Genomic DNA, 13,902 nt, shown 5'->3' with positions numbered 1-13,902 from the left:
AATTGAGTAAGATTGTTGACCACTGATTTTTGGTGCTAGCAGGTTCTTCTGCTTAATCGCATGGCGTTTCTGCTTTGAGGCTCATACCAGACTCCGGTGCCGTTGCAGAAAGGGCCCCTGCCCCACCTATAACTGATCATGCGGACGGCCCTTAGCCGACATTCGGCACGGCACCGGTATTCTGCGGGCGCAGCCCGCTTTGCTGACATTCGCTGCAAATGCAAAATCTCGGAGTCTTCGAATTCACCGGATGCGGACGAAGCCGCCGTTGAACCCGCCAGGTTAAGTGTCCGGTTCGGCGAGCAACTCAGTTTTTTCGCCGTTCTCGACTTCCTGCAATTTTCTAAAAGCGGTTGGCGTCATGCCGTTTGCGCGGCGGAAGGCTCGAGCGAAATTGGCGGCATCCGTGAACCCCAGCGCTGTAGCGATATCGGAAACCGACCTACTGGTCGTGACTAGAACCTCTCTTGCGTATTGCTGCCTCACGAAGCTTATCTCGTTGGTAATATTGGTCCCGTTCTCAGCTAGTCGTCGTTTCAGCTTGTGCTGGCTCATCGATGCGAGAGCCGCACATTTTGAAGCGCTAAGGTCAATCTGTTCGATGTGCGCCCGGAGCATTTGCCTAAAAGATTGAACAAACCCGTCGGCAGCCGTGCCGGATTTTTCCTCCGTGGCTAAACTGGATGACGCAGGATCCAGTTTTAGGGACAACCAAGACGACGGAAAGTGAATACTGAACCCCATTCTGTTCCCCTTCATTGGGTGCATCAGGTCGAATTCCGATGGCAGAACCTTGGGGTCGCTTACAGTAACTGTTACTTTCGATGGGTCCAGCCGGTTGCGTAGAGCCCGCCGGAGAACGGCCAAGCCGAGCGCCACCATGAATGCGTCGTTCTGAGCGGGCAGAATTTGGGGTGCAAAAGATCGCGTCTCTCCAAAAACTGCAGTTTGGCCGACTATATTAAGATGTTCTGTGACAGAACTGGCAATCTCGTTGGACCGCGCGATAAAGATCGACAGGAAGTCTCCAACCGTTGTCGCGCGCGCCTCAGCGTCCTCAAGTATCGTCCAACCCTGAACATCGAGTTTGCTTCCAACGCGGGCCCCAAAAAAGGGATCTTCGGCAGACTTGGCGGCGTTCTCGACAAACTGGTGGATGACCATGACGTGAACTGAGAGGTCAGCCTCAAAGATTGCACTCTCAGTTAATCCGACGCTCTCGAACACTGGTTCCGGCTCAATGCCGCATTCGCGGAGTTCCATGGCGAAGGGGCGCAAAACGCTCAGTTTTACGAGTGGTAAAGTGTGCTTCATCGATCCAGGGTTCGCTTTGATGTTCAGTTTCATTCTAGCGACGCAGAACAATTAAAAGGGAAAAAAATTGCTCAAAATTGTCCCTATGGGGCAAAATACTGTCCTTCGCGCACCTCGAAGACAGGCGAGAGTTCCGTCACTCGTTATACTGTCTCTCAGTTCAAACGCCCCGAGCGGGGGGGCTGATCCAATGGGAGATGGAAATGAAAATTACTCTACAATCTGTTGCGGGGGTTTTGCTCGCGACAGCAACGGCTACGTCGTCGCTCGCTCAGGAAGAGGCTTCACCGGCACTGGTTCTATTCACGAACTGTGCGGTGTTTGATGGTCTCACCGAAACCTTGATTGAAGGGCAAAATATTCTGATTGAAGGCAATCTGATTTCGGCTGTCGGCGATACGTCGCTTGAGGCAAAAGGGGCAAACCAGATTGACTGCGATGGACGCACTTTGATGCCTGGGCTGATTGATGCGCACACGCACCTCTACATGAACATGCCCGGTGGTGTTGGCGGCATGGAGGGTGGCGCGTGGGACGAAATCGGTCCTCGGGCTGCGCATATGGCCAACGAGTATCTCTACAGCGGGTTTACCAGCGTCCGCGAAATGGGTGGCGGAGGTTCCGGTCTGAAGAAAACTGTTGACGCGGGGCTGGTTGAAGGGCCGCGCATATACCCGAGTGGCGCCTTTGTGTCGCAAACCTCGGGGCATGGTGATTTTCGCAACGCGTCACAGCGAAACCCGAACCTGCCGCCCTATGCCAATGACAGCAGCGCGCAACGGCTCGGCATCACATATGTCGCTGATGGTGTGGATGGCGTCATGACAGCCGTACGGCAGAACCTGTCCCAGGGGGCAACGCAGATCAAGCTGATGGCCGGGGGCGGCGTCGCCTCGATCCTGGATCCGCTGCACACTCTGCAATACCAGCCCGAAGAACTTGACGCAGCAGTACGCGTTGCCGCCGATTGGGACACATATGTCGGCGTTCATGTTTTTTCGGATGAAGGGATCGTGCGGGCCGTCGAGGCCGGCGTAAAAAGCATCGAGCACGGGTTTTTCGCCAGCCCCGAGACGCTGCAGCTCATGAAAGACAATGACGTTTTCCTTGTTTCGCAGATGACCGGTATCTCGCCCTATCTGGAACAAAATCCCGGCCTGCAAACCAAGGCAAATCAGGACAAGCTGGCACTTGCGACCGATCAATCCAAGGACTTCGTCGAGAACGTCAAGGCGATCCGTCCTAAGATGGCCTTTCAGTCCGACGTCGTGTTTGCCACGGGAGAGTTGCTGCGAACCCAGCTGGACTATGAGAAATGGTTCCATGCCCACCTATTTGGAAACCACGCGATGCTTGTTGCGGCAACCTCTTCGGCAGGGGAGCTTCTGGCATACTCGGGAAAAGCCAACCCTTACCTCGAAGGTCCTCTTGGTGTGATTGTCGAAGGCGCTTACGCCGACGTTCTCATTGTCGATGGAAACCCTCTTGAAGACATCAGTGTCATCGGCGGCAACGAGAAATGGTACGACGCCGAACCGCGTCCTCGTGACATCCCGACGATGCGACTGATCATGAAAGATGGCGTGATCTACAAGAATACTCTGAACTGAGTATAGCGCAGGGTGGTGGCCTACCTCGGCCACCCTGCGCGACCTCGCCCCTGTGAATGTTACGGTGAATTGATTTTCAGAGCCTTCTACATGTGCTAAACATCTTTAGCGGACATTCAACCTGTCCCTCTGTAGCCGTCACTTTGGGCTCTGAGCTGTCTTTCGCCGCGCTCGGCCTGAAAGACCGCTGTGCGGACAATGCAGCCTTTGGTTCGCATTGGCTCGGAGACGGCTTCTGACAAGACCGTCACACAAACACGACGAGTTTGGTGAAGTTGAGATATTGCGATTGAATGCGCAAGATTTCCGGTTCAGTGCAAAAACTTGCGACTGAAGCGCGTCGGACATAATGTGCAAGAAAAATCTCAGTTCCTTTTTGAAGCCTGTCGAAACTTGCGTACAGTTTCAAAAATGGAGCAACCGAGCTTTGACGATAGGGGTAGGCCTGCTTTGCGATTTCATTTGATTCTGGTTTTGTCTTGTACCTTTCTTTCGAGCACAGCGGTGGCACAGGACGATTGCTCAGAAGCACGCTCTATTTGGCCTGACATAAAGGACAGCGGTTCGGTCGACGCGCTCAGAAGTTTTGCAAAGATCTTTTCGGGGTGTCCGATCTATGCGGGGCTTGCTCAGGAAAAAATCAACCGGCTTGCCCCAGGCGGGTCCAACCCTGAAGCAGGCTCGGAGGAAACTGCGCAAGGTGAGCTGACGCTGGATGATGAAACATGCCTGACCATGGCGAGCGTGCCACTACAGCATGAGGATTTTCTGGGCGTGCGCTTTGGCGACATCATGGTCGAGCCCGCCTTGGAAGTATGCGGTCGGGCCGTGCAATCTGTTGGGCGGCCAAATCCAGAGGTCCGAGCGGCATACGCCCGCGTTCTTCGGAAAGCCAAGAACTATGAGGCTGCCGCCAAACATGCCCGAATGGCCGCCGAAAACGGCAGCGCCCTCGGGGCTACCACTTTGTCTGCAGCTTACGAAAATGGTCAGGGTGTCAAAAAGGACCAGGACTTGTCTCTCCTTTGGTTGGAAAAAGCAGCCGATACCGGATTTCCGATGGCGCAGTTGAACCTTGCCTATACGATTATCGACGACGATCCCGAACGTGCTGTGGAACTTTTCACACACAGTGCGGAAGCAGGCTATGGGTCTTCTCAGGACGCGTTGGGCGATATCTATCGTGAGGGGAAAATTGCTCCACAGGATTTGGCCGCCGCACTGTTCTGGTATGGGCAAGCCATCGAATACAGTCAGAACACCGACGCGATGTATTGGTCTGCCCTGATACTCTCGGGGGACTACGGCGACTATCCGGCTGACTATGAACGAGCGCTGGAGCTCTACGAGCGCGCGGCAGACGCAGGAGACAAATGGGCGCAACACAATGTGGCCTCGATGTATCTCCACGGGAAAGGCACTTACCCCGACACTGACAGAGCCACCCATTATTTCAGCTTGGCTGCCGAGCAAGGGCATGTAAAATCAATGCGCAAATACGGGCGCTTGTTGCACGAAGGTGGCGATCCCGCGCAGGCGATACACTGGTATCAGCGCGCAGCGAGCAAAGGGGATGAAGTCGCCGAAAAACTGCTCGCGAAGATTCTGGGCGATTGACGGCGGGCAATCTTACGACAATTTACACGTCACCCTCTCGAAAATAATCGGGGTGAGAACGTAATGCTGCGCTTGATTGTCTATTCCGCCCGATAGGCAATCAATTCGTCCAGTGTTTTAACCAAACGCTCCATGCCGCGCTTGTGTTTCAGATTCAGGAGCACGACAAAATCAGAGCGCTGCACTGCTCGGGTTTTACGGTAATCAGTGGCATAGTATTGCTCGGTGACACCTGATCCGGCGAATTCGATCTTCAGCTCATAACCCGAAATGTCGTAGGCCGTGATATCCGAAACAAGGAAGCTAAACTTCGACATCCGTTCGGTATACTGACCGCTTTCGCACACAGGAGCGGTATGGCCAACGGAAAACATGTTTTCACCCGTCGTCCCATCGACCGCAGACTCGTGAACTTTGTACCCGGCCTTGCCGCAACTGGTTTCAAAAATTCCGTCTTTCGCAACGGTTTCCAGAGCCGTGGCCAGGCTCTCAGCTTCATACTTATAGTCGATCTCGGTTTCTATCGACGGGGTCGGTGTGTTTTCTACAACCGTTGTTGTTTCCGACTTTTCTGTGGTCTCCTGTGCTCTGACTTGGATCGCGGCGGCAATGGCAGCACGCTCGGCATTGGCTGCCTGCGTGACGGGATCAAGGAGAACCTGCCAGAACTCTTCTTTCAAGGCGGGGTCATCCACGGCATCCAAGATCGTATCCAGATCTGCGTGCACGGCTTTCATGGCGACTTGCACATTTTCCTGACCCGACCCGCGCACCAAATGGCGATGCAGAGCTTTGATATCGTCAATGGTTCCGCGCAAAGCAGCCACGTTTTTGGGAATGGGAAGCGCGGCAGCATTCTCAATGCGTTGCGCAACCTCTTTGGGATAGGGTGTAAACCTGTCCTGTCCCCAACTGGCCAATCTGTTGGCCACAGCTTTGAGGGTGTTGGCTTGTGTCCCGCGTGCACCAAAGTTTGACTTTGCCTCGGACAGATCAAAATCAACTTCTGCGACGGTCAGGTCGGTGACGGCAAACCCGCTCTTGAAGATTTCCTGCGCGGCCTCCGCATCGAGATACTGATACAAATCTTCGTTCCAGAAATCATAGCTTCCATTGGGCATTCTGAAAAACAAGCGGTCCCAATTGGGCGATCCAGAGGTGTTGTATCCGGTTTCACCCGCCTTTGCGCTGAGGGCACCGGGGTTGAAGCCCAGGAATGTCTGGTCTTGCACGTCGGGGCCGGAAATCTCGCCCACCAAAGTCATGTTGTAGGGGTGGGATTTTCCATCTGGATCGTATTGGCGCAGGTTTGTCAGTCGGACCAATCCGTCTTGGTTGTAAGGTTCGATACAGGAAACGCCAAACCCGTAAGGCTTCCAGTTGGCAGAGGATCGCACAACCGGTTCTCCCAAAAGCAAATCAATGGACAGGTCCACATCGAATTGAAACGGCATCCCTTCCTTCTCGGGACTTTCAAAAAAGCCACCACCGCAAGACGGGTTGAAGTATCCGTGGAGGGAGAAGTCATATTCTTGCGATTTTGCGCCATTCGTGCCTGCCGCGCAAAAGATCGCCATCAACGGGGCAATAAAGAGACGGGTTCGATTTCTGCTCATTCTTCTTGCCTCAAAACCTGATTTACCCAAAATTAGTCAGCGCGTTACGGTGCATCAACAAGTTTCTTCCGAAGAAAGCGTCATGGCACGCTTATCCGGAAAGAGCCCGCAAATCTGGAGTGTCTTGGTGTTAAGAAATGTTTTGATTGCCTGCAGTTTTCTGCTCGCTGCCGCCCCCGTGCTGGCCGAGGGCGTGACTTGCGTGGAACGCCTACTTGGGTCAGATCGTTCAGATATTGCGGATGACCGGTTTCTCGGCGCAATGGCCAAACTGACAAATGCGCCCGAGACCTGCGATGCGATTTTGGCGCAGGCGCTTGATCCTGATGCCGGAAAAATCGAAGAGACTGTCGGTGAGAAAAAGGGACATTGCCAATCCGCCCGTGAAACCTGGAGCGATGTCAAATCCACGAAGTCAGCGAAAGTTCTGCGTGCTTTTGCCGAATATTACGCCGACTGCCCGATTTACCGGGCTCTTGCAGAAGCCAAGTTGGGCCAGCATCCGGACAATGCTTTTCCCGAGAGTTTGGGACCATTTCGGATTGGCGAAATCCTTTCGGAGAACGATACCTTTGCCGAGGCAACAATCGATGGAATGCAAGGCTATGCAGAAGCCATCACATCTGCGAACGGGGCAGTTACCAATATCGTTTTCTATGACGACTCCTCCCAGTCCCTCGACGAGGTTCTGGCCAGCGCAATGCGGCTTCGGGGCACCCCGGCAGAAGATTTGTCGAATAAGTGGTTGCCGCGCTACAGCTGGGATTCTGATGACGGGAAACGTCGTTTGACGATAGGCATGGCCGAGCCATGCTGCGGCGCGGACTATCAATTGTTTCTTTGGTTAGGCGTGACCGATCCAAAGGCGCTTTGCGGTCCGGAGGACGGTTTTGCACCTTGGTTAACGGCATTGCAGTCATCTATTGCACAAAACGATCACGCGGCCATAGCTGCGGAGTTCTCTTATCCATTTGTCCGCTGGGAACAAGTGTCGAACGACCCGGACATCGAATTTGCTGAGAACGAGCAGGTATCGTTTCGGAAGGCAGGCCAGTTGGCCTCTGCGCTCTCTTCGAACGTGTCACTTGAAGCCATAGTAGCAGCGGTTTCCGAAATGAATCCGGGCAACGCCGCGTGCAGCGTTGTTGCTCCTGAAGGGGTTCAGGCTGGCTACACCACCTACACAGACTCCCTTGGAGGTGTGCAGTTTGAAAGGCAGGATACGGGCTGGAAAATCGGCGGGACCTTCTACACACCATAAACCGTAGTGATTTAGGTGGTAGTGAAGGTGTAAAGGTGCTGTCAGACTAATTCGAACCAGTCTCAGCTAGGCCAGCATAGCTGCCCTTTATGCCGCACCAAGTTCGCGCCACTCGGCAAGAGCGGCGGTGCGCGTCAGCTTGAAAGTGTCTCGGCTGGCTAGCGATCTTTCCTGATTGAAGTGGTTGTAGACGGAAGAATGGACGGAGGCGAATTTCTGCAAACTTCGCATACGCCTGAAACGCTGCATGGCGCGTTCTCTTCGTCGGAACGGCAGGTGCGAATTCTCAACGCGGTTGTTGAGCCACCTGCCCGTCCTTTGTTTTTCGAGAGCACCCAATTCTCTTAGAGCAGCCTTGTAGGAAGCGAAGCGGTCGGTGACGATCTTTTCAGCATTGCCGTGCCGCCTCATCAATTTCCTGAGGAATTTCAGTGCTGCAGCTTTGTTTCGGCGTTTGGTGACAACGGCTTCCAGCACCTCGCCCTCGTGATCAACTGCCCGCCACAGATAGTGTCGCTTGCCATTCACCTTCACAAAGACTTCGTCCACGTGCCACTTCCATTTCGAGAACGCGCACAGCTGCTGCACCCGCTTCCGCCTGATCTCAGCAGCAAACATCGGGCCGAACCTATTCCACCAGTATCGGACAGTTTCGTGGCTCACGTCGATGCCTCGCTCGTGCAGTAAATCTTCGACATTCCGAAGCGAGAGTGGAAACCGAATATACAGCATCACCGCAAGGCGGATAATCTCAGGGCTGGTTTTGAAGTATTTGAATGAGGCAGGTCTGGTAATGAACAAAAGCTACGCAACCGCCCTACCCCTCTCAAGCAAAGTTCTTCTGACAAGACCCCACCAATATCGGACGGTTTCGTGGCTCACCTCAATTCCCCGTTCGTGCAATAGGTCTTCCACGTTTCGAAGCGACAATGGGAACCCAACGTAAAGCATGACTGCCAGACGAATGACCTCTGGACTGGTCTTGAAGTACTTGAATGGCGACTGTTTGATCATGCGCGAAGGCTACGAGAGCACCCTGCTCTGCCTCAACCCAAGTTCTTCTGACAAGACCCAACACGGTTTCTGTGGAGTGAAATCCACTGGATTTATTTGCGCTGCGCTACGGGAGTAGCAATCTAATTGAATTCGGGGCATAATTTGGCATTGAGTTTTCTTGCTCTCAGGAGGCACCGCGTAGACACCGCTCAGGGCCAATGTGAATTACTTGAGCAATATTGGCCTAGTGGGATGGTAAATCATACCCTCGATCACATGTTTGGTCAGATTTGGAGGGCTAAAAACAATGGCAACCAAAGCCGAATTTTGTATGGCAACAGTAGAAGCCAGAGCTGCCACGGACGCACTAAAGAAAATGGCGCGTGATCCTTTAGGTGCGTTTGACCCTGGGTTGGCCACAACGGTTGCCAAGGCAGTGATCAAGAACCTGAATAAATGAGAGGAAAAGGCCGGCTACATGGTTTGTAAAACACTCCTCATCCTCAATCGAAAATCTGCGGCCCGACCTGACGTACGTTCGGCTGTCAGACCACTGGAAAAGGAGCTTGGTCTGGAGATTGTTATCCCTTGGTCAGGTAAACAGTTGCGAAAAACGATACACAAGCACTTGGCCAAGGGCGTGACGCGCTTTGTTGCAGGAGGTGGTGACGGGACACTCAACGCGGTTACCAGCGCCCTATTGCGATGCGATGCAGGACCAACCATTGTTTTGGGGCTTATGCCTCTGGGCACTGCTAACGACTTTGCCAGGTCTTATGGTGATGACGGATCGGATCTTTCTGCATCATTGGTGCAGGCCGCAACCGGAAGAGCCCGGTCGATAGATATTGGTTCTATCAACGGTCGCCCATTCGTGAATGTCGCCAGTGGCGGGTTTGGGGCCATGATTACCGCGACAACTCCCAAAGAAATTAAGAAGCGGCTAGGAGGGTTAGCCTACACCCTTACTGGATTGGCGCGAGTTTCTGAGCTGAAACCAACGCAGGCCTTGATTACTTTGGATGGGTCAGAGCATAACTGGGCGTCGGTTTCTGCGCTGGTAATTGGCAACAACCGCTTTGCCGGTGGTGGGTTCGAAGTAACTCCAGAGGCTGACATGTTCGACGGGTTGCTCGATCTGGGTGTTTTGACCACGGACGAGTGGCCACCTGCAAACCTGTCTTTTGGGCATTTACCCGACCTGAGTGACCCGATTGAGGGGCTCGTAAAACGTAGCCGTTTCAAACATGCGGTGTTGGAAACAGAAAAACCGTTCCACTTAAACCTTGACGGTGAACCGATGGTGGACACGAGGTTCGAAATATCGGTTCTACCGGGTAGGTTAAGCTTTGCGCTACCTTCAACTGGGTCTTGATCTCTAAAGAATTGGAGCGAACAGGCGGGCAATCGGGGCGCCAATCCGGATATGCGGGGGCTGTTCAGCAAGCAATTTGTCTAGCCTAAACGACCGTTCAAAGTCCTTTTCCAGCATCGCGGCTGTAGCCCCGGCGGCGCGTGTATCGAAGAAAACGGCCATTGCTTCAAAATTCAGCCGGAATGAGCGGTTATCCATGTTCGTTGTCCCTATCGCGGCCAAAGTATCATCAACAACCAATACTTTTTGATGCATGAAACCGGAACTATATCTCAAGACCTGTACTCCGGCCTCGCGGATTTCATCAAAAAAGGCAAAAGCGGCAAGCCAAGGAATCTTATGGTCAATGACGTCAGGAACCAAGATGCGGACATCCACCCCTTGCAATGCAGCGTGTTTTAAAGCTGTGAGCACATCGGTATCGGGTACGAAGTACGGCGAAGCGATCCAAATCCGTCGTTTGGCATTCGCGATTGCCGTGAAAAAGAACAAGGCACCGGTTTCCATTTCGTCCCCGGGACCAGTTGGGACGATTAATCCGGACATGTTCTCTTCCATGTGACCAGCCTCCCAGTTCATCTCCGAAATCAGGATTTCTTCAGTTGCCCAATGCCAATCCTCTACAAACACCAGTTGCAATTGCGAGACGACCGGGCCACGGATTTCGACATGTGTGTCGCGCCAATCACCGAATTTTGGGTCGCGCCCCATATATTCGTCTCCAACATTCAATCCGCCGGTAAAGCCGACCGTTCCGTCGATGATCACCGTCTTGCGGTGATTGCGTAAATTGAGTTGAAATCGGTTTTTAGCTCCGCGCATCTGCGCGGGTTCAACTACTTGCACGCCGGCTGAACGGAGATCATTAAGATAGGAGTTTGGAAGTTTAACGCTGCCAACTGGATCGCACATGAACCGAACCGCAACTGCACGTCTTGCTGCGGTGATCAGATGGTCTCGCAGTGTCCGACCCAGATCATCATCATGAACAATATAAAACTGCACCAGAATGTAATCTTGGGCTGCGTCAATAGCGGCAAAGATTGCATCGAACGTTTCCTGCCCGTTTAATAGGATTCGCATGTTGTTGCCCCGGACCACGGGGAGTTCAGATATCCTTTCCAACGCTTCGGACGGAAACTCCGTAGGCACGTCGGGCGCATTGACCTCGCGAAACGTCTTGATTCCGTCAATTACCTCCTCGCTATCGCGGCGCGCAGTTAAGTATCGGTCGAACTTGTGATGCCCCAAAAAAAGGTAAAGCGGAACGCCAAGATACGGGGCAGTAATCAGAAAAACGACCCAACCCACTGCACCCTGAGAGGTTCGCGCCGATGAGATCGCTCTCCATGCAAACCAAATGGCAGTGGCTTCGAGGGCGATCAGGAGCAAGACCAGAATTGTGGACACCATGTGGGCCTCTTTGGTTCACGGTTGCTGAAAGGGCGTTCCAACACCAGGTGGAGATCCACCAGATTAACCGATACTCGCAGGAAAGGATCGCCTAGGGCAAGCGCGTAGAAACGCAGTTCTTGTTGAGCTCGGGTTGCAATTCGATAGAGAATTCTCATTCGTATGCCGCTTTGACAAATTAGGAGCAATTTATCCCGATACTTCAGAAAAAGCTGGAAGATTCTCCCAGAGTTTCCGATGCTGTCCTCCTGCAAACTTCGGGTGTCGTTTGAGAAGTTTACGACCTACATGATCCAAAAGAGAGGCCAGTTCAGCAATTGGAAGAAACTCAATCTCCGTCGATGAGCGCAGTTGTCGAAATGCAGGAACGTTTCAGCCACTGGCAGGCCGAACTAAATCAAAGCAGCGTAATTCTCTCTTTGATCTTTCTCTTGGCCGTTGTCATCGGCAGGCGGCCACTTGCACGATGGCTTATGGCAATGTTTCGGGCACTTCTCAGACGCTTGTCCATTGAACTTTCGGAAAAGGTAGCTGACGAACTGATGCGGACCACATCTGTTTTGATTGTGACCTTTGCTGTTTTTGTGGTTCTGGAAACATTGAATGTTCCAAACATGCCTGGTGACATTTTTAGGCGCGTTATGGCCTCAATCGCTGTGATCGCAGTATTCTCAGGGTGGTACAACCTGAGCGGGTCTTTTGTATCCCTTCTTCAGAGCGACCGGTTTGGAGAAGTCAGGATGGAGGCCGGATGGATGGAGCGCGTTGCCCGTTTTGGCATCTTGCTGTTTGCCATTACGTCACTGCTAGAAGTTTGGAGGGTCGACATCAGCGGTGCGCTGACCGGTGTTGGAGTACTGGGCGCAGGATTGGCTATCGCGACGCAGGACCTGATCCGCAATCTTGTGGCAGGCATGAATAACATGAGTGAAAAGCGTTTCGCTATTGGGGACTCGATCCAAATCGACGGTTCGTTTGTCGGGACAGTCGAATCCATTGACCTGCGTTCCACCCTAATCCGTGGGTTCGATCAGATCCCACGGCATGTTCCGAACTCCGAGTTATCCAACGCAGTTGTCCTAAACTATTCACACCGCCGACATCGAAGGGTCATGCTTAGCATTCCGTTGCTTCTAGACAGTACCGAGGCTCAGGTCCTTCAGGTGCGTGATACGTTACGGGAACATTTGTCGGCCTGTGGAGATTTCGAATTGTCTGAGGAGGCACCGAAACATGTCTATGTCGAAGGGTTGTCAGAAAGCGCCGTAACCATCATTTTTTACGCGTGGACGACTACCCCTGAATACGACAATTTCCTCCGTGTGAATGAAAGTCTTTCGCTCAAAATCCTTGAGACGGTGCGCGCGGCAGGAACAGAACTGGCCTATCCAACACAATCGATCAATCTGCGCGGGTCAGCAATTCCGTGACCTCCTGATGATACCGATCAGTATTTCCCAAGCGTCTAGCTCCGGTTATCTAAGTTTTGCTCAAATTCCTGACGGATTGCTTCTGTTTCGGTATCTAGTTCGGATTTGGATACCGTCAGCTTAGATTTTCGACGTGCAGCTTCAGAGGCTTCGCCCTGTGCTACTTCCCTTACTGGATTGTCTTTTTGACTACCGTCGAACAAGTTACCATCGCCCGACATCAATATTGCGAGTGACTTCGTCGATGGGATGTTGGCTAACACGATCATAGTACAGACGGTAATCGGCACGCTTAGTAGAGCCCCGGGGATACCCCAGATTGCGGTCCAGAACGTCAGTGCGAGGATGACCATCAAAGGCGACAAGTTTAGTGATTTTCCGGTTAGCGAGGGTTCCAGAATATTCCCGATGATGAACTGAACCGCCCCACAGCCCACCAAAATAATTAGAAAAGGCGTGTTAGTATCAAACTGCACAAGAGCAACGAGCGAGGGCAACGCTACCCCGATGATTGAACCAATCGTTGGAATGAAGTTCAGTACGAATGCCAGGATGGCCCAGGTTTCGGCAAAATCCAATCCCACGGGCTTCATGATCGCGTAGCTACCGACACCCGTTAGGAAACTAACGAGTGTTTTGATTCCTACATATCGCTGCACGCTTTCTGAAATGCGTGTCAGCACGCGGTGTAAGTTTTGTGCGGATTCCGCATCTGGCGCTGCCAGTGCGACTTTCAACCTCATGGGCCCCTGTTCCAGCATCATGAAAGGAATATAAAGAAGGATCAGAAAGAAGGCGCTCAAAAAGCTTCCGGCCGAACCGATTGCTCCGCCAGCGAAGCCGGTGAAGTCCATCTCTAAGATCGCTTGTTGCGCTGCCTGATAGTTCTTGTCTCCAACAAGAGTGACCACTCGGGCCAAGATTTCAGAGAACCTTGCTTCATATCTAGGCAACGCATCGGCAACCGCGCCCGCTTGACTGGTCAGAATTGACAGTAATCCGAGCAATCCCAACACTAAAAGAGCAGCGCTAATGACATGGGCCAACCATCTAGGGATCCGTGTCCCGAGAATTTCAATCTGACATAACCTGTCGACTGCGGAAGTCAGAAGAATGAAAACCAAGGAAGCAATCGACAATGGAACTAGAACATCAGCCGCCAGGACCAGTCCTGCGATAGTAAAAAAGGCGATCACGACAACCCGGTGCCAAAACGCCAGACTAAAAACGTGTGTTTGCTGTTGATCTGGCACCGGCTGGGCTACTTCCT

11 protein-coding genes and 1 pseudogene are annotated in these 13,902 nt (G+C 52.7%); 6 read left to right on the top strand and 6 right to left on the bottom strand.

Annotated features, from left to right (window positions below):
* Positions 1-282: 282 nt before the first annotated feature.
* Positions 283-1,347, bottom strand: a complete 1,065-nt coding sequence (locus AC2FJE_RS22850; RefSeq protein ID WP_271950342.1) for an AraC family transcriptional regulator — start codon at positions 1,345-1,347, stop codon at positions 283-285.
* Between the two features lie 170 nt (positions 1,348-1,517).
* Between AC2FJE_RS22850 and AC2FJE_RS22845 the strand changes: the two genes are divergently transcribed.
* Together AC2FJE_RS22845 and AC2FJE_RS22840 are read left to right on the top strand one after the other, a co-directional pair.
* Positions 1,518-2,924, top strand: coding sequence for a metal-dependent hydrolase family protein (locus AC2FJE_RS22845; RefSeq protein ID WP_271950340.1), 1,407 nt, complete (start codon positions 1,518-1,520; stop codon positions 2,922-2,924).
* Between the two features lie 504 nt (positions 2,925-3,428).
* Positions 3,429-4,541: a tetratricopeptide repeat protein gene (locus AC2FJE_RS22840; protein WP_282169262.1), complete on the top strand. Its 1,113-nt coding sequence runs from the start codon at positions 3,429-3,431 to the stop codon at positions 4,539-4,541.
* Positions 4,542-4,621: 80 nt separating this feature from the next.
* Here the strand turns inward: AC2FJE_RS22840 and AC2FJE_RS22835 are convergent, their stop codons facing one another.
* The gene (locus AC2FJE_RS22835; RefSeq protein ID WP_282169261.1) at positions 4,622-5,995 is read right to left on the bottom strand and encodes a hypothetical protein; all 1,374 of its coding nucleotides are present in this window, start codon (positions 5,993-5,995) and stop codon (positions 4,622-4,624) included.
* 97 nt (positions 5,996-6,092) lie between these two features.
* On the opposite strand from AC2FJE_RS22835, the gene AC2FJE_RS22830 reads away from it, so the two are divergent.
* On the top strand, positions 6,093-7,418 hold the full coding sequence (locus AC2FJE_RS22830; RefSeq protein ID WP_282169260.1) for a hypothetical protein: 1,326 nt from the start codon (positions 6,093-6,095) through the stop codon (positions 7,416-7,418).
* Positions 7,419-7,505: 87 nt separating this feature from the next.
* Here the strand turns inward: AC2FJE_RS22830 and AC2FJE_RS22825 are convergent, their stop codons facing one another.
* Positions 7,506-8,213 (bottom strand): IS6 family transposase, encoded by a 708-nt coding sequence (locus AC2FJE_RS22825; RefSeq protein ID WP_496758585.1) that lies wholly within the window; start codon positions 8,211-8,213, stop codon positions 7,506-7,508.
* A 60-nt stretch (positions 8,214-8,273) separates the two neighbouring features.
* Positions 8,274-8,432 (bottom strand): annotated as a pseudogene (locus tag AC2FJE_RS22820) (IS6 family transposase); the annotation flags it as partial.
* A 289-nt stretch (positions 8,433-8,721) separates the two neighbouring features.
* Here AC2FJE_RS22820 and AC2FJE_RS22815 point away from each other — a divergent pair.
* A complete protein-coding gene (locus tag AC2FJE_RS22815; protein WP_481668669.1) occupies positions 8,722-8,874 on the top strand; it encodes a hypothetical protein in 153 nt (50 codons plus the stop codon).
* An 18-nt stretch (positions 8,875-8,892) separates the two neighbouring features.
* A complete protein-coding gene (locus AC2FJE_RS22810; protein WP_496761508.1) occupies positions 8,893-9,789 on the top strand; it encodes a YegS/Rv2252/BmrU family lipid kinase in 897 nt (298 codons plus the stop codon).
* 3 nt (positions 9,790-9,792) lie between these two features.
* Here the strand turns inward: AC2FJE_RS22810 and cls are convergent, their stop codons facing one another.
* Positions 9,793-11,202, bottom strand: a complete 1,410-nt coding sequence (gene cls / locus AC2FJE_RS22805) for a cardiolipin synthase (protein ID WP_496761507.1) — start codon at positions 11,200-11,202, stop codon at positions 9,793-9,795.
* Positions 11,203-11,744: 542 nt separating this feature from the next.
* Here cls and AC2FJE_RS22800 point away from each other — a divergent pair.
* Positions 11,745-12,632 carry a mechanosensitive ion channel family protein gene (locus tag AC2FJE_RS22800; protein ID WP_282119855.1) on the top strand — a complete coding sequence of 296 codons (888 nt, stop codon included), beginning with the start codon at positions 11,745-11,747 and terminating at the stop codon, positions 12,630-12,632.
* 35 nt (positions 12,633-12,667) lie between these two features.
* Here the strand turns inward: AC2FJE_RS22800 and AC2FJE_RS22795 are convergent, their stop codons facing one another.
* Positions 12,668-13,885, bottom strand: coding sequence for an AI-2E family transporter (locus AC2FJE_RS22795; RefSeq protein ID WP_282119856.1), 1,218 nt, complete (start codon positions 13,883-13,885; stop codon positions 12,668-12,670).
* Between the last annotated feature and the right edge of the window lie 17 nt (positions 13,886-13,902).

Source organism: Ruegeria sp. CDSC002, assembly GCF_059610905.1.
This window is presented reverse-complemented; position numbering and strand designations above follow the sequence as displayed.